The 20,772-nt window shown below is 69.1% G+C and carries 21 protein-coding genes, 1 tRNA gene and 1 riboswitch; of the genes, 11 read left to right on the top strand and 11 right to left on the bottom strand.

All coding sequences use genetic code 11. The features are described from left to right. Positions 1 to 20: 20 nt before the first annotated feature. From IE157_RS02550 to IE157_RS02525, 6 genes are all read right to left on the bottom strand, one after another. Positions 21 to 857: a carbohydrate ABC transporter permease gene (locus IE157_RS02550; protein ID WP_064847496.1), complete on the bottom strand. Its 837-nt coding sequence runs from the start codon at positions 855 to 857 to the stop codon at positions 21 to 23. A gap of 5 nt (positions 858 to 862) precedes the next feature. Beyond that, the gene (locus IE157_RS02545; protein ID WP_131332297.1) at positions 863 to 1,831 is read right to left on the bottom strand and encodes a carbohydrate ABC transporter permease; all 969 of its coding nucleotides are present in this window, start codon (positions 1,829 to 1,831) and stop codon (positions 863 to 865) included. Further along, complete coding sequence (locus IE157_RS02540; RefSeq protein ID WP_312918465.1) at positions 1,828 to 3,144, bottom strand: extracellular solute-binding protein; 1,317 nt, start codon at positions 3,142 to 3,144, stop codon at positions 1,828 to 1,830. The genes IE157_RS02545 and IE157_RS02540 overlap by 4 nt, the downstream gene beginning before the upstream one ends. Positions 3,145 to 3,302: 158 nt before the next feature. Beyond that, positions 3,303 to 4,223, bottom strand: a complete 921-nt coding sequence (locus tag IE157_RS02535) for an AEC family transporter (RefSeq protein WP_098053692.1) — start codon at positions 4,221 to 4,223, stop codon at positions 3,303 to 3,305. 51 nt (positions 4,224 to 4,274) lie between these two features. After that, on the bottom strand, positions 4,275 to 4,727 hold the full coding sequence (panD, locus tag IE157_RS02530; RefSeq protein ID WP_085106147.1) for an aspartate 1-decarboxylase: 453 nt from the start codon (positions 4,725 to 4,727) through the stop codon (positions 4,275 to 4,277). Positions 4,728 to 4,875: 148 nt separating this feature from the next. Beyond that, positions 4,876 to 4,946: transfer RNA gene (locus tag IE157_RS02525), tRNA-Gly, on the bottom strand. Positions 4,947 to 5,071: 125 nt separating this feature from the next. On the opposite strand from IE157_RS02525, the gene dcd reads away from it, so the two are divergent. Continuing rightward, a complete protein-coding gene (gene dcd / locus IE157_RS02520) occupies positions 5,072 to 5,650 on the top strand; it encodes a dCTP deaminase (RefSeq protein ID WP_085106262.1) in 579 nt (192 codons plus the stop codon). 36 nt (positions 5,651 to 5,686) lie between these two features. Here the strand turns inward: dcd and IE157_RS02515 are convergent, their stop codons facing one another. Then, the gene (locus tag IE157_RS02515) at positions 5,687 to 7,054 is read right to left on the bottom strand and encodes an MFS transporter (protein WP_193519018.1); all 1,368 of its coding nucleotides are present in this window, start codon (positions 7,052 to 7,054) and stop codon (positions 5,687 to 5,689) included. Positions 7,055 to 7,273: 219 nt separating this feature from the next. Here IE157_RS02515 and IE157_RS02510 point away from each other — a divergent pair, with 219 nt between their 5' ends. From IE157_RS02510 to IE157_RS02465, 10 genes are all read left to right on the top strand, one after another. After that, positions 7,274 to 10,375, top strand: coding sequence for a Na+/H+ antiporter subunit A (locus IE157_RS02510; RefSeq protein ID WP_193519017.1), 3,102 nt, complete (start codon positions 7,274 to 7,276; stop codon positions 10,373 to 10,375). Continuing rightward, complete coding sequence (locus IE157_RS02505) at positions 10,372 to 10,902, top strand: Na(+)/H(+) antiporter subunit C (RefSeq protein ID WP_064847503.1); 531 nt, start codon at positions 10,372 to 10,374, stop codon at positions 10,900 to 10,902. Before IE157_RS02510 ends, IE157_RS02505 begins: the two co-directional genes overlap by 4 nt. Continuing rightward, positions 10,892 to 12,529 carry a Na+/H+ antiporter subunit D gene (locus tag IE157_RS02500; protein WP_064847504.1) on the top strand — a complete coding sequence of 546 codons (1,638 nt, stop codon included), beginning with the start codon at positions 10,892 to 10,894 and terminating at the stop codon, positions 12,527 to 12,529. The genes IE157_RS02505 and IE157_RS02500 overlap by 11 nt, the downstream gene beginning before the upstream one ends. Next, the gene (locus IE157_RS02495; protein ID WP_064847505.1) at positions 12,526 to 13,173 is read left to right on the top strand and encodes a Na+/H+ antiporter subunit E; all 648 of its coding nucleotides are present in this window, start codon (positions 12,526 to 12,528) and stop codon (positions 13,171 to 13,173) included. Before IE157_RS02500 ends, IE157_RS02495 begins: the two co-directional genes overlap by 4 nt. A 2-nt stretch (positions 13,174 to 13,175) precedes the next feature. Then, complete coding sequence (locus IE157_RS02490; protein ID WP_035964181.1) at positions 13,176 to 13,439, top strand: monovalent cation/H+ antiporter complex subunit F; 264 nt, start codon at positions 13,176 to 13,178, stop codon at positions 13,437 to 13,439. Continuing rightward, positions 13,436 to 13,801, top strand: coding sequence for a monovalent cation/H(+) antiporter subunit G (gene mnhG / locus IE157_RS02485; RefSeq protein WP_035964074.1), 366 nt, complete (start codon positions 13,436 to 13,438; stop codon positions 13,799 to 13,801). Before IE157_RS02490 ends, mnhG begins: the two co-directional genes overlap by 4 nt. Positions 13,802 to 13,928: 127 nt before the next feature. Further along, a complete protein-coding gene (locus IE157_RS02480) occupies positions 13,929 to 14,201 on the top strand; it encodes a DUF4235 domain-containing protein (protein ID WP_035964077.1) in 273 nt (90 codons plus the stop codon). A gap of 118 nt (positions 14,202 to 14,319) precedes the next feature. Next, a riboswitch (TPP riboswitch) is annotated at positions 14,320 to 14,426 on the top strand. Positions 14,427 to 14,484: 58 nt separating this feature from the next. Beyond that, positions 14,485 to 15,108 carry an ECF transporter S component gene (locus IE157_RS02475; RefSeq protein ID WP_035964079.1) on the top strand — a complete coding sequence of 208 codons (624 nt, stop codon included), beginning with the start codon at positions 14,485 to 14,487 and terminating at the stop codon, positions 15,106 to 15,108. After that, on the top strand, positions 15,105 to 16,871 hold the full coding sequence (locus IE157_RS02470; RefSeq protein WP_193519016.1) for an ABC transporter ATP-binding protein: 1,767 nt from the start codon (positions 15,105 to 15,107) through the stop codon (positions 16,869 to 16,871). Before IE157_RS02475 ends, IE157_RS02470 begins: the two co-directional genes overlap by 4 nt. Beyond that, the gene (locus IE157_RS02465; RefSeq protein ID WP_193519015.1) at positions 16,868 to 17,671 is read left to right on the top strand and encodes an energy-coupling factor transporter transmembrane component T family protein; all 804 of its coding nucleotides are present in this window, start codon (positions 16,868 to 16,870) and stop codon (positions 17,669 to 17,671) included. Before IE157_RS02470 ends, IE157_RS02465 begins: the two co-directional genes overlap by 4 nt. A gap of 84 nt (positions 17,672 to 17,755) precedes the next feature. On the opposite strand, the gene IE157_RS02460 is transcribed toward IE157_RS02465, so the two are convergent. From IE157_RS02460 to IE157_RS02445, 4 genes are read right to left on the bottom strand one after another with little or no spacing between them, the layout of a single operon-like run. Continuing rightward, positions 17,756 to 18,709: an aminotransferase class IV gene (locus IE157_RS02460; protein WP_318281268.1), complete on the bottom strand. Its 954-nt coding sequence runs from the start codon at positions 18,707 to 18,709 to the stop codon at positions 17,756 to 17,758. Then, positions 18,706 to 19,332 (bottom strand): nucleoside/nucleotide kinase family protein, encoded by a 627-nt coding sequence (locus IE157_RS02455; RefSeq protein ID WP_193519014.1) that lies wholly within the window; start codon positions 19,330 to 19,332, stop codon positions 18,706 to 18,708. The genes IE157_RS02460 and IE157_RS02455 overlap by 4 nt, the downstream gene beginning before the upstream one ends. Beyond that, on the bottom strand, positions 19,329 to 19,820 hold the full coding sequence (locus IE157_RS02450; RefSeq protein ID WP_193519013.1) for a low molecular weight protein-tyrosine-phosphatase: 492 nt from the start codon (positions 19,818 to 19,820) through the stop codon (positions 19,329 to 19,331). Before IE157_RS02450 ends, IE157_RS02455 begins: the two co-directional genes overlap by 4 nt. Positions 19,821 to 19,860: 40 nt before the next feature. Beyond that, a complete protein-coding gene (locus IE157_RS02445) occupies positions 19,861 to 20,757 on the bottom strand; it encodes a TetR/AcrR family transcriptional regulator (RefSeq protein ID WP_193519012.1) in 897 nt (298 codons plus the stop codon). Positions 20,758 to 20,772 lie beyond the last annotated feature (15 nt).

Raw genomic sequence — 20,772 nt, 5'->3', positions numbered from 1 at the left:
GCGTGGATGGTGCGGCGTGCTCAGCCCTTGACCGCGCCCTGGGTCAGGCCTGAGACGATCTGGCGCTGGAACGCCAGAACGAGCAGCACCACAGGGATGGTCACGATGATCGCCGCCGCGGAAATCGCGCCCGCAGGGGCCTCGAACTGCGAGGCGCCGGTGAAGAACGCGAGTGCCGCCGGGACGGGACGCGCCGCGGAGGTCGAGGTCAGGCCGATGCCGTACACGAAGTCGTTCCACGCGATGAAGAACGCGATGATCGCCGTGGTGAAGACACCCGGCAGCGTGAGCGGCACGATCACCTTGCGGAACGCCTGCCACGTGGTGGCGCCGTCCACCTGGGCCGCGCGGTCCAGGTCCCAGGGGATCTGCTGGAAGAACGCCGCCAGGGTCCAGATGGAGATCGGCAGGGTCAGGGACAGGTAGGGGATGATCAGGCCGAGCCACGTGTCGTAGAGCCCCACCTGGCGCCACAGGTTGAACAGCGGCGTGACGATGGAGATCACCGGGAACATCGAGACCATCAGTGCGGTGGTCAGCACGATCTTCTTGCCCGGGAAGTCCAGGCGTGCGATCGCGTAGGCGCACAGTGTCGCGAGCACGACGGCCACGAACGTGGAGATCAGTGAGATGCCGATCGAGTTCCACAGGGCCGGCAGGAACAGGTCCTTGGCATCGCCCACGAAGATCTGTTCGTAGTTGCTCGTGACGAACTTCGTGGGGATGAACTTGCCCGAGTTCAGGTCCGAGGAGGATTTGAAGGACGTCATCAGGATGGACAGGACGGGGAAAAGCGCGTAGACCAGCACCGCGATGCTGATGACGGTCCATCCGATTTTTTGCTTGGTGCTCAACATGGCGGTTACTTCCCCTTCCCAGAGCCACCGGTGAGGTCCACCTTGAAGACCTTGATGGCCACCAGCGCGATCAGCATCACGCAGATGAACAGGATCACCGAGATGGCCGAACCAAGGCCGATTTCCAGACGACCGATGGACGTGCGGTACGCGAGCAGCGAGAGCGTCTCGGTGCCGTATTGGCCCTTGGTCATGATGAAGACGTTGTCGAAGATGCGGAAGGCGTCCAGGGCGCGGAACACCACGGCCACCATGATGGCGGCCTTCATGTTCGGCAGGACCACCTTGCTCAGGCGTTGCCATGCCGAGGCGCCGTCCACACGGGCGGCCTCGGTGAGCTCACCGGGGACCTGTGCGAGCCCGGAGAGCAGCAGCAGCGAGATGAACGGGGTGGTCTTCCAGATCTCCGAGGCCATGATCACGAACAGGGACGGGCCCGCGGAGGCAAACCAGTTGAAGTCCGGACCGATCATGGGCAGCCACGAGAGCCAGTTGTTCACGTAGCCGGTGGTGATGTCGAAGGCGTAGAACCACGCGAACGCGGAGACCACCGTGATGATGCCGTAGGGCACCAGGATGGCGGTGCGCAGCAGGCCGCGCGTGGCCTTGATCGCGCTGTGCATCACGAGCGCGAGGGCGAGGCCCAGGACGAGTTCCACGACCACCGTGACCACGGTGATCAGCAGGGTCACGCCCAGGTCCCGCCAGAACACGATATCCGACAGGGCCGTGGAGTAGTTGCCCAGGAACACGAACTCCTTGTCACCGGGTGCGGTGAGCCGGAAGGAGAACAGCGAGTCCCACAACGCCTGGACGATGGGGTACAGCGTGACCAGGAGCATGATCACGAACGCGGGGCCGGCGAGCAGCCACCCCAGTTTCCGCTCCGAACGGGCCCGGTCCGAGAGATGGCCTCTACGGCGGGACTCCTCCGGCGTGGACGCGCGAGCGCGCGAATCGACGGTGCTACTCACAACAGCGCATCTCCCTTCAGGACTTCCTGGATGAATTCGGTGGTCTCACGCGGAGTGTCCTCGGTGACTTCCGCCGGCGGGGTCCAGTTCTGCTGGATGGCCGTGGAGATCTCGTTGTAGTACGGGGTCTGCGCGCGGGGCTTCGCGGCGTCGAGGGACTTCCGGATGGTGTCGGCCATGGGGTACGCCTTCTTGACCTCGGGGTCGTCGAAGGCCTTCATGGAGGACGGCGGGTTGCCGTTGGTCGCGAAGTACTGGGCCTGGTGCTCGGGGGAGACGATGCACTGCACGGCCTCCCACGCGAGGTCCTGGTTCTCGGACTTGGCGCCCACGCCCAGGTTGATGCCGCCCAGCGGCGGGTGCGCCTCGGTATCCGCGTCGACACGGGGCCATGTGGTCCACTTGATGTCGTCCAGCACCGACTTGTCGAGGGTGCCCTCGTCCACGGAGGCCTTCGTGGCCGAGTAGATGAACGGCCAGTTGACCATGAACGAGCCCTTGTCCCCCTGGAACTGGATCATGGAGGCGTTCTCGTCCTGGGTGGCCAGGCCGGGTCCGCCGAGGCCCTCCTTGCCGATGGTGCCGATGATCTCCGCGGCCTTCTTGCCGGCGTCGGAGTCTAACGTGATCTTGGCGTCCTGACCGTCCTGGCCGTCCGAGACCACCTGGCCGCCAGCCGACTCCACGAGGCCGTTGACCCACACGGACATGGCCTCACCGCGCACGCCCTGCACGCCCAGGTACTTGTCCTGGGACTTGGCCGCCTTGATGAGCTGGTCCCACGTGACGGGCTCGGACATGTCCAGACCCGCCGCCTTGGCCGCGGACTCGCGGTACCACAGCAGCTGCGTGTTGGCCCAGAACGGGATGGCCACGATCTCGCCGTTCCATTTGGCACCCTCCAGCGGGCCCTCGAGGGTGTCCTTGGTGGTCGCCTCGACGACGTCGTGCGGGGGCTTGGCGAGGAAGCCGGGTTCCGCGAGCTCTGGGACGTAGGGCGGGTCCAGGCTCATGATGTCCATGGACGTATCGCCCGCGGCGAGGCGGCGGGCCAGCTGTTCGCGCTGGGACGCCGCGTCACGCGGGAGCAGCGACGTCTGGATCTTGTACTTGCCGCCGGACGCGTCCGAGCACTGCTGGGCGAGGACGTCCTGGCCGCCGTCATCCGGGTTGATGTACCACGTGAGCGTGGGCGGGCCGGACTCCCCGCCGCTGCACCCCGTGAGCAGCATGGCGGACGCCGCCGCAGCGGCCGCTACGCTGCGGACCGTGCGAGGCTTGCCAGCCCTGCGAGAGTGGTGAGTGGACTTCACAATGGTTCCTCCCCTGATGAGCGCCTGTACTGACGGAATGGGTCCGGCGCTCCCCGTAGGAATACCGGTCATTTCAGCATCTGCTCAGTGTAGGCGTGGCGTGGGTCACGGGCCGTGTGTTACCCGCTTTCGGGGATGGTGGCGTGGCGGCCGGTGTGTCAGGAGAGGAAGACCGCGGCCACCGCCATCGTGGCCATGGACACGACCGTGGTGAGCAGGACGGTGTCCCGGCACACCGTGGTGGCCCGGTCGTAGCGCACGGCCGCTACGTAGAGGTTCTGCGCGGTGGGCAGCGCGGCCATGATCACGGCCGCGTACAGGGCGTGCCCGGTGAGCCCGAGCGCCCACGCGAGCAACAGCGCGAGCCCGGGGTGCACGACGACCTTGGCCCCGGTCGCGAGCAGCGTGTCCACCCGGGCGCCGGGGGAGGCCAGGGGGCGGGAGCCCACCAGCGAGAGACCGAAGGCGAGCAGCATCGCGGGAACGGCCGCACCCGCCACGATGCGCACGGGCTCCATCGCGAGGTCGGGCAGGCGGATCCCCGTGGCCGCGGACATGATGCCCAGGGCGGAGCCCATGATGAGCGGGTTCGTCACGATGTTCTTGAGCACCGAGCCGACCGTGGGGCGCCGCCCGCCAGTGAGGGTGTCCATGATCGTGAGGTACAGCGGCGTGTTGATCGCCAGCTGAAACAGCATCACCGGGGCCACCTGGGACGCGTCCCCCAGGACGAACAAGGCGATGGGGATCCCCAGGTTGGCGGCGTTGACCTGCCCGGCGGCCTGCGCGCCCATCACCACGGTGGCGGCGTCCCGGGAGAACACGAACCGGGAGAGCAGTGCGTACGCGATCATGGTGAGCCACGCGGACGCGGCCGCCACGAGCAGCGGCGCGGAGAAGATGTGGTGGATGTCCGCTTCGGAGATGGTGGTGAACAATAGCGGCGGGGACGCCACGTAGAACGCGAGTTTGGACAGCACCCGCTGGCCGTCCGGGCCGAGCACCCCCGCGCGCCCGATCACGTAACCCAGCCCGATCACGGCCCATACGATGAAGAACCCGGAGACGACTCCGCTCATGAGCTCATCTCCTCGCGTCGGCGGGTCCGCGCCCCCGGGAGCGCGGCAGGGTCACAGGCCCGCGACGGCCGCGTCCTCCTGGGCCTGCAGGTGGGCGCGGGCGTGCGGCGGGCGGAGCATGTCCCCCACCACGGCGTCCGCGGGGTCCGAACCGAGCGCCACGATCCTGTTGTGCTCGTCCACGTGTACCACGTGGGGTTCGTAGTTCTGCGCCTCGGCGGTGTCCATGAGACCGTACGCGATCAGGATTACCAGGTCACCCGGGTGCACCAGGTGCGCCGCGGCGCCGTTGATGCCCACGACGCCGCTACCGCGCTCGCCCGCGATCGTGTACGTCTCGAGCCGCGCACCGTTGGTGACGTCCACGATCGCCACGAGCTCGCCGGGCAGGATGTTCGCGGCGTCCAGCAGGTCCTGGTCCACCGTCACGGACCCCACGTAATGCAGGTCCGCCTGGGTCACGGTGGCCCGGTGGATCTTCCCGGTGAACATGGTGCGCAGCATGATCGCTCCTGATGCGATGGGTGGTGTGGTTCGCGGTCCAGACCCGCCGGCCGCCCGCCGTGAGGGCCGGGGTGGTGTTCGGGGCGGGTCCTCGGCGCGAAACGCCCCGGAACCAGATGGGTCCCGGGGCGTTTCACGATTCGTGCGGAGCGGCTGACGGGAATCGAACCCGCGTATCAGGCTTGGGAAGCGTGCGCTCTACCATTGAGCTACAGCCGCATCGTTCGTGCGGGACCGTGTGGTCCACGTTTGAACGCCCACCACTCTACAACACGTTTCGGTGCGTGGTTGTTCCGAGGCGTCGTGACCGGGGAGCGGGCGGGGCCGTGGGCTACCGTGGACACGTGCTCATCTCAGATCGCGACATCCGCCGCCACCTGGATTCCGGGCGCGTGCACCTGGAACCGTACGATCCCGCGATGGTCCAACCCGCGAGCGTGGACGTGCGCCTGGACCGCTGGTTCCGGCTGTTCGACAACCACAAGTACGCGCACATCGACCCCTCCCAGGAGCAGCCCGATCTCACGCGGCTCGTGGAGGTGGCCCCGGACGAGCCGTTCGTGCTGCACCCGGGGGAGTTCGTGCTGGGGGCCACGTACGAGAAGGTCACCCTGCCGGACGACGTCGCGGCGCGCCTCGAGGGCAAGTCCTCCCTGGGGCGGCTGGGCCTGCTCACGCACTCGACCGCCGGGTTCATCGACCCGGGGTTCAGCGGGCACGTGACGCTCGAGCTGTCCAACATGGCCACGCTGCCCATCAAACTGTGGCCAGGTTCCAAGGTGGGGCAGTTGTGCTTCTTCCAGCTCTCCTCCGCGACCGAGCACCCGTACGGCAGCGGCGCCTACGGTAACCGCTATCAGGGCCAGCGGGGCCCCACCGCGTCGCGCAGCCACCTGAACTTCCACCGCACGATCATCGAGTGAGTTCGCGCATCGAGTGAGCCTGCGCGTGGGTGCGGCTCACACGCGGGCCGTGGTGAACCCCTCGGGAGGGCGGGGCGTGAGCAACAACAGCACGAGTCCCGCGGCCACGACCACCAGGATCCCCAGGATGCCCCAGATCTGGGCGCCCATCAGGGTCACGAACATCCCGAACAACCCGGGGGCCATGAAGCTCACCGCGCGGCCCGTGGTGGCGTACAGACCGTAGATCTCCCCGTCACGGCCCGGGGGGATGAGCCGCCCCAGGTACGTGCGCGACGCGGCCTGTGCGGGTCCCACGAACAGGCACAGTGCCAGCCCGCACACCCAGAACGCGATCTTGCCGTGCCAAAACAGCAGGGCCGTTCCCGCCACGAGCACACCCACGAGGGACGCGGTGATCACCGCGCGCGGGCCCACGGCGTCGTCGAGGGCGCCGCCCACGAACGCGCCCAGCGCCGCGATGAGATTGGCCGCGACCGCGAACATGACGACCTCGGTGAGCGAGAACCCGAAGCTACCCGCGGCCAGGACCCCGCCGAATGTGAAGACCCCGGCCAGTCCGTCCCGGTAGACCGCGGAACTGAGCAGGAAGACGACCGTGGCACGCGAAACCCGCCACAGGGCCGCGATGGTGCGGAAGAGCTCGGCGTAAGCGCCCAGGATGCCGCGGTGGCGGGGCTGTGCGGGGACCGCAGCGGCGTCGTTGATGGATGCCCGGAACGGCATACTTCGCGCCTTGAGCATGAGGGGCAGGCAGAACGCGAGGATCCATGCCGCGCTGAACAGTGCCACGGCGCGGTAGTTGAGGGCGTCGTCGGTGGGGATGCCCAGGAACCCGGGTGTGACGAAACCGAACAGGACGAAAGCGAGGGCGAAGATCCCGCCCACGTACCCCGCGCCCCAGCCCCACCCGGAGACCTTACCCATGCGCTGGGGACCGGCCAGCGCGGGGAGCATGGCGTTGTAACTGACCGTGGCGAACTCCTGGGCCACGCTGCCCACGGCCACGAGCCCCACGCCCAGGAACAGGAAGGCGGGATCGGGTCGGGCGAGGAACGCGAGACCCGTGCACAGGACGAGCACCACGGTGTTGCCGGTGAGGAACGTGGCGCGGGACCGCGGGGAATCGCTGCGCTGGCCGATCAGCGGCGCCGTCAACGCGATCGCGAAACCCGCGACGGTCATGGCAACGCTCAGCACCGTGGACGTGTACTCGCTCGACCCGAACGCCGGGCTCGTGAGGTACACGGTGAACACGAACGTGAGTATCACGGCGTTGTACGCGGACGTGCCGGTGTCCCACAGGCACCACATGAGCACGCGGGCGCGCGAACTGCCCTCGCCGGGGCGTGGGGCGCGCGGGGGACGTCCAGGGGCCGCCGCGGACGGGTGCTGACCGGTCATGGGCTCACCCTACGGGCCCTGTGCCCTCCCGCCCAGGGCCCGGCGCACCTGGGCAGTGGGGGCGCCGCGGCGAGGGGCCCGTGACGTGCAGCGAAACGGGCCGTCACCCTGCTTTGCTATGCTGGGGAACTCGAAACTCACACCCCATTTCCGCCCGGATCCCAATGGGCCCATTTTCAGGTACCAGTGGATAGACCGTGGCTCGAGAGGTAAGGTCCCATGATCGCGGTGCTGCTTGTCCACGGGCTCGCGGCCCTGTGCGCACCCGCGATCCTCAAGCGCACCGGACGCTCCGGCTTCTACCTCGTGGCCCTCGTCCCGCTCGCGAGTCTGATCTGGCTCTTCACCCAGACATCCCGCGCCCACGCGGACGTGGACGGGTGGACCACCACCGTGGAATGGATTCCCCAGCTGGGGATCTCGCTGTCCTTCCGGATGGATTCCCTCGCGTACATGATGTGCCTGCTGGTGCTGGGCGTGGGGGCCCTCGTCCTCGCGTACTGTGCGCGCTACTTCAAGTCGGACGCCCAGGGCATCGGCCCGTTCGCCGCCCAGCTCGTGGCCTTCGCGGGCGCCATGTTCGGTCTGGTCACCGCGGACGACCTCATGGTGCTGTTCGTGTTCTGGGAGATCACCTCGGTGCTCTCCTTCCTGTTGATCTCCTATTCGCGCACCAAGCTCGCCGCGCGTCGAGCGGCCCTGCAGGCGCTCATCATCACCACCGCGGGCGGTCTGGCGATGCTCGTGGGCCTGGTGATGCTCGGCAACGCCGCCGGGACCTTCCGGATCTCCGGGGTCCTGGAGGCGGCCCCCGAGCTCCTGGGCTCCACCACGGTGGACGTGGCGCTCGTGCTGATCCTGGCCGGCGCCGTCTCCAAGTCCGCGCTGTTCCCCACCCACTTCTGGCTGCCCGCCGCCATGGCGGCGCCCACCCCGGTCTCCGCCTACCTGCACGCCGCGGCCATGGTCAAGGCCGGGATCTACCTCGTGGCGCGGCTCGCTCCCGGGTTCGTGGACACCCAGTGGTGGCTGCCCGTCACCCTGACCCTGGGCCTGGGCACCATGATCTTCGGCGGCTGGGTCGCGCTGCGCCAGTTCGACCTCAAGCTGATCCTCGCGTACGGCACGGTGAGCCAGTTGGGCTTCATCACCGCGGTCGTGGCGTTCGGCACGGCGGACACCGCGATGGCCGGCATGGGCATGGTCATCGCGCACGGTCTGTTCAAGGCCACCCTGTTCCTGAGCGTGGGCATCATCGACCACCAGGCCGGGACCCGTGACATCCGCAGGCTCTCCGGTGTGGGTCGTACGGCACCCATGCTGTTCGTGGTGGCCATGATCGGTGCGGCGTCCATGGCCGGCATCCCGCCGCTGCTCGGCTTCGTGACCAAGGAAGCGGTACTCACGGCGTTCGTGGACCACGCCGCGGACCCGCTCGCGATGATCGCGCTCGTGTGCGTGGTGCTCGGCTCCATCCTCACCTTCGCGTACAGCGCGCGGTTCCTGTGGGGCGGCTTCGCGCGCAAGCCCGCGCAGTTCTCCGATCTCGACGCCGCCGAGGACGGTCAGTCGGTCATCGGCGAGTTCACCCCGGTGCCGTGGGCCTTCCTCGTGGCGCCCGCGGTGCTGGCCCTGCTCACGGTGGTGTTCGGCCTGTGGCCCGCACCCGTGGAGGCAGGGATCGTGCGCTACCAGGAACAGTTCCCGGACGTCGCCGAATCCCACGTGCACCTGGTGCTGTGGCACGGGCTGACCCCGGCGCTGGGGCTCTCCGCGCTGATCATCGGCGTGGGCGCGCTGTTGTACGTCGCGCGCCGGCCCGTGGGCTCGTTGCAGGACCGGTTGCCGAAACTGCCCACCGGTGACTTCGTCTACCGCAAGATCATCAACGTGCTGGACATGGTCGCGGTGTGGCTCACCGGCCGGACCCAGCGTGGTTCGCTGATGTTCTACCTGTCCGTGATCCTCGTGACCGCGATCGTGGTGCCGCTCGTGGCCCTGTTCTGGTACGAGACCCCGCCGCTCGCCGGGTTCCGCTACGCGGATTCCCCGGCTCAGCTGGTCACCGGGATCGCCATGATCGTGGCGGCCCTGCTCGTGCTCACCGCGGGCAAGCGGTTCCTGGCCGTCCTGCTGGTCTCGGTCACGGGTTACGGCTTGGCCCTGACGTTCGCGCTCCACGGCGCGCCGGACCTCGCCCTGACCCAGACGCTCGTGGAGACGATCTCCCTCGTGGCGTTCGTCCTGGCGCTGCGCTCCCTGCCGGGCCCGCTGTGGAACCGCCGGCCCGCCGGGCACCGGGTGTTCCGCGCGGTCTTCGCCGTGGTGTTCGGACTGTTCATGATGGCGCTCGCGGTGTTCTCCATCTCCTCGCGGTCGGCGGAACGGATCTCCCTGGAACTGCCGCGGATGGCCTACGAGATGGGCGACGGCGCCAACGTGGTCAACGTCCTGCTCGTGGACATCCGCGCGTGGGACACCATGGGTGAGATCACCGTGCTCACGGTGGCCGCCACGGGCATCGCGTCCTTGATCTTCGTCAAGGGACGCGGGGACCGCTTGCGCAGTGAGCGCCACGAGCTGGACACCCAGCAGCTGAAGGTCGTGCGTGGCGCGGACTCCGCGGCGCACTCCCCGCACGCGAACACCCGCCAGCTCGAGGTCGCCCGCCGGTTCACCTCCCGCCCGGACGCGGACCCGTTCCTGCTCGCGGGTCGAACGCTGGCCCCGGAGCGGCGCTCGATCATCTTCGAGGTCGTGGCCCGACTGCTGTTCCACACCTTCATGCTCGTGTCCTTCTACCTGCTCATCGCGGGGCACAACATCCCCGGTGGTGGTTTCGCCGGCGGCCTGATGGCCTCCCTCGCCCTGACCATGCGCTACCTCGCGGGCGGACGCTACGAACTCGAACGCGCGACCCCGGTCAATGCGGGCTGGATGCTCGGCGCGGGCCTGGCGATCGCTTCCCTGTACGCGATCGTCCCCGTGTTCTTCGGCGGGGCCGTGATGGAGAGCTACACGTTCGAGTGGGACATGCTCGTCTTCGGTCACGTCAAGTTCGTCACCGCGGTGATCTTCGACATCGGTGTCTACCTGATCGTGGTGGGCCTGGTGCTGGACATCCTGCGCTCCCTGGGCGGGCGGATCGACGAACACATCGAGCGTTCCGCCGTGGAGTCCCGGAAGAAGCGCGCGGGCCGCGGCGCCCGGATCCGCCTGACCCGTAACGGCCCCGGGGTCACCGCGCACCGGGTGGACGACCCCGATGCTCCCGAGGGCTCCTTGGTCTCCGGGGACGAGCCCCAGGAGGCACAGCGATGACCGTGAATCTCACACTCCTGGTGATCATGGGTGTGTTGTTCTCCGTGGGGGTCTACCTCCTGCTGGAACGCTCGCTCACCCGCGTACTGCTGGGCATCATGCTGCTCACCAACGGGGCCAACCTGCTGATCCTGCACACGAGCGGCACGCCCGGCATCGCGCCGTTGTACGACGCCGCCCGCGACCCCTCGGAGTACTCGGACCCGCTGCCACAGGCGCTCGTGCTCACCTCGATCGTGATCTCGCTCGCAACGACCGCCTTCATCCTCAGCATGATCTGGCGTTCGTGGATCCTGGCCCGCCGGGACGAGATCCAGGACGACCTCGAGGACCGTCGCGTGGCGCAGCAGTCCTCGTACGACGCCGAGGACGACGACGCCCTGCCGCAGGACACCTCCGAGTTCAACCACGCGGACGCCCGGTTCGCGCCGTCGCGTCACAATGAGGAAGAGGCCGCCGAATCGCCTGGTCACTACAGGGCCGAGAAGTTCTCCGAGGCGCGAGGGAGGAGCCCGCATGACCACTGATCCGGCACAGTTCGCGCCGCTCGCGGTCCTGATCCCGTTCCTCGGCGCCGCCCTGAACTTCATCATCGTCCACCGCAACCGGCTGCAGCGCGGGGTGACCGTGGGCGCCATGGTGCTCACGCTGATCCTGAACGCGTTCATGCTCGCGAACGTATGGAACCAGGGCCCACAGGTCGTGCACCTGGGGGACTGGGCCGCCCCGTACGGCATCGTGATGGTCGTGGACCAGTTGTCCGCGCTCATGCTCGTGGTCTCCGTGGTGGTGTCCCTCGCGGTGTTGATCTACGCGGTCAGTGAGGGTGTGGCCAGCGGGGACGACGAGGGCCCCATCTCCATCTTCTACCCCACGTTCCTGCTGCTGGTCGCGGGTGTGTCCCACGCGTTCCTCGCGGGTGACCTCTTCAACCTCTACGTGGGCTTCGAGATCCTGTTGACCGCCTCCTACGTCTTGCTCACCATGGGTGGTACGGCGCAGCGGATCCGCGCGGGCGTGACCTACGTGGTCGTCTCGGTGATCTCCTCCATCCTGTTCCTGATCTCCCTGGGGATGATCTACGGCGCCACGGGCACCGTGAACATGGCGGACCTGTCCGTGAAGCTCGCGGACCTGCCGCAGGGCACCCAGATGCAGTTGCACCTGATGCTGCTGATCGCGTTCGGGGTGAAGGCCGCGATCTTCCCGCTGTCCTTCTGGCTGCCCGACTCCTACCCGACCGCGTCCGCACCGGTGACCGCGGTGTTCGCCGGTCTGTTGACCAAGGTGGGCGTCTACTCGATCATCCGCACCGAGACCTTGTTGTTCCCCGGGACGCAGATCAACGACCTGTTGATGTGGGTCGCGTTGTTGACCATGGTCGTGGGCATCCTGGGCGCGCTCGCCCAGATCGACATCAAACGTATGCTCTCGTTCACGCTGATCAGTCACATCGGCTACATGATCTTCGGCATCGCACTGGGCACGCAGGCCGCGCTGGCCGCGGTGGTCTACTACATCGCGCACCACATCGTGATCCAGACCAGCCTGTTCCTGATCGCCGGGCTGATCGAGCGCCGCGGTGGCTCCACCAACGTGGACCGTCTCGCCGGGATGCTCAAGATCTCCCCGCTGCTGGGTGTGCTGTACATGATCCCGGCCCTGAACCTGGGCGGCATCCCGCCGTTCTCGGGCTTCCTGGGCAAGGTGGGCCTGCTGGAGGCCGGTGTCGAGGCCGGGACGTGGCTGAGCTACCTGCTCGTGGGCGTGTCCGTGTTCGTCTCGCTGCTCACGCTCATGGCCCTGATCCGCGTGTGGAACCGTGTGTTCCTGCGCAACGTGGACGACGCCGAGTACCCGGACCCCGTGCTGCGCGCCACCACCGCGGAGGGCCGCCGTCCCCGCACGTCCCGCGCGGTCGCGGGCGAGTCCGGTAGCCGCTTCTCCGGCCGGTCCCCGGTGGTACTGCTGCCCGGGACCATGGTGGGCGCGACCACCGCGCTCGTGGCGGTGGGTGTGGCGCTCACGGTCTTCGCCGGGCCGCTGTTCGATCTCGCGGACAACGCGTCCGAGAACCTGATCAATCCGGATCGATACGTCAATGCCGTGCTGGCCCCCGTGGGTCCCGGCGGTGTGAGCGAGGAGGGCCGATGAGTACGTCCCCGATGCAGCGCCGCTCCCGGAACTCCCTGCGGGCCGAGCTGCCCCTGATCCTGTGGCTCGTGGTCGTGTGGGGTGCCCTGTGGGGTGACTGGAGCGTGGGCAACCTGGTCTTCGGGCTGATCCTCGCGGTGTTCGTGACCCGCACGCTCACGCTGCCCCCGGTGCGGTTGTCCGGGCGGTTCAACGTCCTGCATTTCGCGCTGTTCGTGATCACGTTCATCTGGCAGGTGGCCCGGGCCAGCGTCCACGTGTTCGGTGTGGCGCTCATGCAGGGCCCCAAGGTGCACAACGCGGTGCTGCGGGTGAAGCTGCGGCAGAACAACGACCTGCTCATGACGGCCGTGGGTCACACCATGGCGCTGATCCCGGGCTCGCTCGTGGTGGAGGTGGATCGCGGCAACGGGATCCTGTACTTCCACGTGCTGGACGTCTCCACGCCGGAGGAGGCGGAGTCGTTCCGGGAGTCCGCGCTGAACATCGAGGCGGCGTGGATCAAGATCATGGGCTCCAAGGAGGACCTCGCGAAACTGGAGGCCTCGGGTGACGCGGGTGGCGCGGACGCCTCCGGCGCCGTCGCGTCGCCGACCACCAAGATGAACAAGGCCCTGGACGGCCTCAGGGAGGAGCGGCCATGACCATGTTCGACGTCGCCGTGTGGGTGTGCGGTGCGATTCTCACCGTGGCGGCCGCGGGCACGATCTACCGGCTGGCCAAGGGCCCGTCTCTGTTGGACCGGGTGATCGCCACGGACGTGCTGCTCGCGATCGTGGGTGCGGGTCTCGCCATCGAGATGGTGTACAACCACCACTCCAGCAACATCATCCTGCTCGTGATCATCTCCCTGGTGGGCTTCCTGGGCTCCGTGACGGTCGCGCGCAACGTGGGGTTGGAGCGCTCATGAACTGGCACACCGTCCTGGACGTCATCGCGCTGCTGTGCCTCGTGGGGGGCTCCCTCATGTCCCTGGCCGCGGCGGTGGGTCTGGTGCGCTTCCCCGATCTGCTCTCGCGCATGCACGCCGGGACCAAGCCCCAGGTCCTGGGGTTGCTCCTGCTGCTCACGGCCGTGGCGATCGAGAGCGGCAATCCCGGCATGATCCCGCTGATGATCCTCGCGTGGCTGTTCCAGCTGCTCACGGTGCCCGTGTCCGCGCACATGGTGGGCCGCGCCGCCTACCGCTCCAAGCACCTGAACGAGAAGAACCTCGTGGAGGACGAGCTGCGCGAGGTCGTCGCGCGCGCCGGCGAGGAAGAATCTCGCTGAGGACGTAATTCTCGGTGGGGCCGGGTTCCTTCCGCCCCGTCGCGCCCGGCGCTTCGTATGCTGGGCAACGAGCACGACGTCGTCGGCCGCCCGGTGCCGCCGACACCCACAGGACAAGGAGAACCTCATGAACAAGGCAATGGACATTTTCGGCACGGTGGCGTCCCTGGGTGGCGTGGCCCTGGCCAACAAGGGCCTGTCCGCGGTGTGGAAGCAGGTCACGGGCAACGAGCCCCCCGCCAAGAACCCGGACCCGGACGAGGCCTGGACCGACATCATCATCTGGGCCGTGATCACCGGTGTCGTGGGCACCGTCATCAAGGTGGGGATCTCCCGCCAGGTGGCCAAGTTCGAGTCCAAGGACTCCGATCCCTCCCGCAGCTCCCAGAGCGAGATCTGAGCCGCGGGTCCCGCGCCACCCGTACGGGTGGGCCGGGGCCGCGTAGGACGCACGTACGACGGCGGGTGGCCGGGCACGCGAGATGCCCGGCCACCCGCCGTCGTGGTCTAGACTGGCGTCTTAACGACAGGGGAGCGCCACCGCGGCGCTGAGAGTGCGCGTGAGCGCAGACCCTCGAACCTGATCCGGCTCGTACCGGCGCTAGGGAGTCGAGTATCTCAAGGACCCGCTCGCAACGGCGGGTGGTGTTCTTCCCCTCCTGGGATCTTCAGGAGGATTCAGCATGACGCAGGTCGGTAACACCCCCACCCGTACACCGCGCGCAGGCGGCAACCGCAGCTCGTCGTGGCGGGTCGTGGACATCGTGGTCACCGCCGTGTTGGCCGCGGTGTGCGCCGTGATCTTCTGGATGTGGTCCAACCTCCTGTACCCGGCGGTCTCGGCGGGCACGGTGGCCTACCCGCCGTCCGCGGGCCTCATCGCGGGGGGCTGGCTCGTGGCGGGTACCCTGGGCGCCCTGATCATCCGCAAACCGGGCGCGGCCCTGTTCTGCGAGTTGCTCGCGGCCGTGATCGAGGGCTTCCTGGGTACGCATTTCGGGTGGCTCGTGGTGCTCTCCGGTCTGGTGCAGGGCCTCGGTGTGGAGGTCGTGTTCCTCCTGACCCGTTACCGCCGGTTTGGTCCCGTGACCGCGGCGATCGGTGGGGCGGTATCCGGGCTGTTCCTGGGCGTGAGCGAGAACATCATGTACAACTTCGAGTGGGCCCTGGATCAGCAGGTCGTCTACGCGGCGCTGACCACGCTCTCCGGGGCCGTGATCGCAGGGTTGCTCATGTGGGCCGTGATGAAGGCCCTGCAGGCCACGGGTGTCCTCGGAGCACTGGCCTCCGGCGCCGTGCGCCGATGACCGCGGAACCGACCGTGCAGCTCACGGGCGCGCGGGTGGTCCTGGAGGGGTTCGGATGGCATCACCCCGGCCGCGAGACGCCCAGTCTGGTGGACCTGGACCTGATCATCGAGCCCGGTGAACGTGTCCTGCTCCTGGGCCCGTCCGGGGCGGGCAAGTCCACGCTCCTGCAGGCGCTCGCCGGTGTGGACCAGGACCCTGACGGCCGCTCCGCATCGGGCGGGTTGACCGTCGGGGGTGTCGACCCGCGCGACGCCCGCGGCACGGTGGGCTTCATGCATCAGGACCCCGAGACGCAGGTGGTCCTCTCGCGCGTGGGGGACGACGTCGCGTTCGGCCTCGAGAACCTCGCCGTCCCTCGCGAGCGGATCTGGCCGCGCGTGAGGGAAGCGCTCGCGCGCACGGGTCTGGAGCTCCCGCTCGACCGCCCCACCACGGCGCTGTCCGGGGGGCAGAAACAACGTCTCGCGCTCGCCGGGACCCTGGCCATGTGCCCGCGGCTGCTGTTGCTGGACGAACCCACGGCGAGCGTGGACCACGAGGGGGCGCAGCAGCTGTGCCGCGCCGTGGCCGATGCGGTGCGCGAGGACGGGACGACCCTCGTGGTCGTGGAGCACAGGGTGGCCCTGTGGGAACCGGTCGTGGACCGTGTGATCGTGCTGGGCGACGACGGTCGGGTGGCCTTCGACGGTCCCGCGCAGCAGACCCTGCAGGACGCCCGGGAGCTGCTGCAGCACCAGGGTACGTGGGTCCCCGGCTGGGTGCCGCGCACTCGCACTCCCGTGCATGCCTCGAATGGCATGGACCCCGCGGTACGGCAGACGGCTGTCTCCGCGGCGCCACACGACATCACGCCGCCCGCTGCGCCTACGGAGAATGCGCCGGCCGCGTCGTCGATGAGGGCTTCGGATGTCGCGGAGTCTGCGCAGGATACGGGTGGTTTTGCCACCGTGCCCGCCGCCGTCGCACCGGGCACCACCTTGTTGAGCGCCCGCGATCTCGCCGTGTCCCGGAGCCAACCGGGCCGGCGGGCGCTCGCGCGGCGGCGTCGTCGGGCGCTCGCCGCGTGGCGGCGCGGGGAAGCGTACCCGGAACCGGACGTGCGCACGGGGGCGGCGCCGGCGGCCGAGAACATCACCGTGGACGTCCGCGCGGGGCACGCGCTGGCCGTCACAGGCGTCAACGGCGCGGGGAAGTCCACCCTCGCGCTGACCCTCGCCGGACTGCTGCTGCCCGTGCGCGGTACCGTGTGGGCCACGGACGCCCTCGCGACCGACGCGCCCGCTGATCCCTCCCTGTGGGACGGCGCGGAACTGGTCTCCCGCGTGGGCACCGTGTTCCAGCATCCCGAACACCAGTTCCTGCGCCCCACCGTGGGCGAGGAACTCGAGTTCGGTCCCCGGCAACGACGACGCCGCGTGGGCCGTCGCGATGCGCGCGCCCTCGAGGCGATGGAGGACCAGGACGACGCCCGGGTGGCCGAGCTGCTGCGACGGCTGCGCCTCGAGGAGCTCGCCGAGGCCAACCCGTTCACCCTGTCCGGCGGGCAGAAGCGGCGGCTGTCCGTGGGCACGGTTCTCGCGGCGTCCCCGCGGGTGCTGATCCTGGACGAACCCACGTTCGGGCAGGACGCCCGGACCTGGAAGGAGCTCGTGGACCTGTTGGTCGAGGAACTGGACGGGGGAACGGCCGTGGTGGTCGTGACCCACGACCGGGATCTGGTCGCGGCCCTGGGTGCGCACGAGCTGAGGCTCGGCTCATGAGCACGGTCGCGAGCGTGCTGCCCGCCGTGGCCCGCACGGGATTGCTCGCCCGGACGAATGCCGTGGTGAAACTGCTCGGGGCTCTCGTGATCACGGCGGTGCTCGTGGTCAGCGCGGACCCCGTGACGAGCGGCGTGGCGCTCGGGGGCCAACTGCTCCTGCTCGCTGCCGCCGGGATCGGTCCGTGGCGGCTGCTCACGACCCTATGGCCGATCGTGGTGGCCGCCCTGATCAGCGGGTGGGGGACCGCGGTGCTCTCCCCGGAGGGCGGTCTCGTCCTGCTACACCTGGGGTGGATCACGATCACCACGGGGTCGCTCGCGGCCGGTGGGGCGATCGCCCTGCGTGGTCTCGCGATCGCGCTGCCCGGGATCACCGTGCTGCTCACGACCGACCCCACGGACCTCGCGGACGGTCTCGCCCAAACCCTCAAGCTGCCGGCACGCTTCGTGCTCGCGGCGCTCGCAGCCCTGCGGCTCGTGGAGGTCATGGTCACCGAGTGGGGTGTGCTCGCGGCGGCCCGGCGCGCCCGCGGTGCGGGGGGAGCGCGGGGCCCGTGGGCCGCTCTCACCGAGTTCGCCGGTCTCGCGTTCACGTTGCTCGTGCAGTCCTTGCGCCGGGCCACGCGCCTGGCCATGACCATGGAGGCGCGCGGTTTCGGGGCGGGTCCGCGCACATGGGCGCGCGTGCCCCGTTTCGGCCGCGTGGACGTGGTCGTGGGGTGTGCCACCGTGCTCATCGCGGTCGCCGCGGTGACGCTGTCCCTGCTCACGGGGGCGCACCGCTTCATCTGGCAGTGATGCGCCGAAGGTGACGGGGGAGCACTCGCGCCCGGGCATGTCGAGATTGGACGGGCGGTGCGGGCGCGACCACCCGTGGCGCGCTCAGCGCCCCGGGCGGCCCAGCAGGAAATCCGTGAGGGTGCGGGTGAGTTGCGGGTCCGAGGCCACGGGCCGCCCGTCCACGCTCGTCACCGGGACCGCGAGCCGCACCGAGGACGTGAGCCACACGGCGCTCGCTGCGAAGAGGTCCTCGGGGTACAGCGGTCCGTAGTCCACGGCCCAGCCGCGCTCGCGGGCGGCGTCGAAGATCCGGGCTTGCGAAGTCCCCGGCAGGACCCCGCGGGACGGCTCGGGCGTGAGCAGGGTGGGCGCAGCTCCGTCGTCGTGCCGTGCGCACACCACCGAGGACGTGGCGCCCTCCAGGATCCTGTGGTCCGTGGAGGTCATGAACACGGCGTCCTGCGCGCCGTGGGCGTGGGCGTAGCGCACCGCGGCCATGTTGACCGCGTAGGACAGGGTCTTGACCCCCGGGAGCAGCCACGGCAACCCGGCGTCCTCCGCGGGGTCGTGGCCGCGCTCGAGCAACACCACGGACACCCCCGTGCGCCGAGCGGCGAACGTCCGCTTGGGGACGGGCGCGACCGTGAGCCACGCCCACGGCTGGTCACCGGGGACACCGCGGCTGATGCTCAACTTGACCGTGTGCTCCGCCCCGAGATCGGCCGAGGGGTCGCGGGCGCCGGGACCGGCCGCCGCGAGCGCCGTCGTCAGGGCCTCGCGCCACGTATTCGCGGACGGTGCGGGCAATTGGGCGGTCCCCGCGGAATGCCCCAGCCTGACCAGGTGGGCGTCGAGCTTGTACGCGGTGCCGTCCAGGACGTGGAGGGTCTCGAAAACGCCGTCCCCGCGGGTGAGCCCCTGGTCCTCGAGGCTCACGTGGGCCTCATGCGGGTCCACGAGCCGCGGCGGGGCACCGATCGGGGAGATCAGCACGGCCGCGGCGGGTCCGGGTGCTGCGGGGGACGGAGCGGGCGTCCCGGCACCGGGCGAAATCACGGGGTGTCCCGCTGTTCCATGCCCGGTTCCTGGGGTGAGGGTCCGGGGTGGAGGATCTCGGCGGACTCCCACACGGGGTCCTCACCGAGGTACTGCTCCTCCTGCTCCGCCCACACGTCCCAGTACTTCTCGTACGTGGCGCCGTCCCGGTCCAGGGCGCGCTGTTTGCGCTGTGAGGCGGGAAGTTCGACCCACACCGAGACGTCCAACAACGCCCGGGCCTCGCGGTGGCACGCCCCGACGCCCTCCACGAGCACGATCTGAGCGGTGCGGGTCAGACGCGGGGTGCCGGGCTCGTTGGTCAGCCAGTCCCACGCGGTCCAGTGGGCGTCCTCCTCGCGGCGCAGCGGTTCGAGGATCTCACCGCGGTACCGTTCCATGCCCTTGAGCAGTCCGTTCCACCCAGGGTAGATGTCCTCGAGGTGGAAGCTCACGACGTCGTGCGAGCGCTCCAGCACCCGCGAGAGTTGCTCGGTTAGCGTGGTCTTGCCCGCTCCGGAACGGCCGTCGATGCCCACGATGAACGGCTTGCGCGTGGGTGGGGGCAGCAACCGTGCGAGGTTGACGCCTTCCGGGTACTGGGCGATCTCGTCGTCCTGGAAACCCTCGTCCGGGGAGATCACCGCGCGTCGATCCGATCCTCGACCCACGAGACCACGCCCGGGGTGGCGGCCGTAATCTGTTCCCACGCGGTGTCGAAGTCGTCCGAACCGCCGTACCACGGGTCGGCGATGTCGAGGTCCGCCTGTGAGTCGGCCACGGCCGGGTCGAAGCTGCGCATGAGCCGGACCTTCCGGGCGTCGTCCGTGGGCAGTCGGCGCTGCAGCTGGTCCCTGTGGGACCGGGTCATGGCGAGGATCAGGTCCGCGTCCGCGAGCTCGGCGTCCGTGATCTTGTGTGCCTGATGCTCCGGCAGTTCCAGGTGGTTCCTGTTCAGGACGGTGCTGGCGCGGGGATCCACGGGGTTGCCGTGTTCCTCGTCACTCACGCCCGCCGAGCTGACGCGGACGCGCTGCGCGAAACCGGCGTCGGTGAGCTCGGATCGCAGCAGGGCCTCGGCCATGGGCGAGCGGCAGATGTTGCCGGTGCAAACCGTGACGATGGAGAACATGACCTCCACTGTACGAAAAATCCGTTCCCCGTGAGTGGCCTCAAGGTGTCGAGGAGCCACCCCACGTCTGACGTTCGATGCCCGCGAGCAGCAGTTCCAGGCCCGCGATGTATTCCGAGCGGTCGTCGTGGTCACCGAACGAGCCCAGCATGGCACGCACCACCGGGAGCATCCCCGGCCCCGAATGGCCCGCCCGTTCCAGTTTTTCGTGCACCTGCCGGGCGGATTCCTCCGCGGCGGGCCGGTTGTGACGGTGGGCGATTCCCGCGCCCGTTCCGAACGCGTAGTTGGCCACGGCGAGGGATGCGTAGAACCGCTGTTCGGCGTCGAGCTCCATGCGCTGCAGCAACTGTCCCGTGCACTCCCACGTGCGCAACGCGTTCTCCTCGCTGCGGGCGGTGCTGAGCAGCTGCCCGGCGAGCCACGGGTGCTCGCGCATCTGGGAGAACAAGCACAGGCACAGGCACTGCAGTTCCTCGAGGGCCTGCGCCGTGGCCGCGCTCGTACGGGGATCCGCCCTGGGTGCCGGGAAGGCCGCGAACTCCTCCGGCCCCGGCTCGCCGTCCCCGCACAGCGCGTGGAACTGGCCCAGCGCGCGGCCCAGGACCTCGCTCGTGACCAGGGCCATGAGGTCGTCCTTGCCGGTGGTGTACCAGTAGAGACTCGCCACGCCGCTGTTGAGCTCGGTCGCGAGCCTGCGCAGGGTCAGGCGCCGCGACCCCTCGCGGTCCAGTACCGCGATCGAGGTGTCCACGATCGTCTCCAGGGACAGCGACGCACGACGCCGTTGGGTCCCCTTCCCGCTCGCCCCGCCCGTGCCGGGGGCGCCGGGCGCGTGCTCGCGCGCGGCGTCGTCGGGCCCGTCTCCCGATGGGCTTATGGGCCGGGGCCGGGAATCGGGATCCGGATCGGGGGATTGTGGTGGGCCGTCGTTCATGCGCACCAACGTACG

The organism is Kocuria marina (assembly GCA_014652975.1).
In the GTDB taxonomy this organism is placed as follows: domain Bacteria; phylum Actinomycetota; class Actinomycetes; order Actinomycetales; family Micrococcaceae; genus Kocuria; species Kocuria marina.
This window is presented reverse-complemented; position numbering and strand designations above follow the sequence as displayed.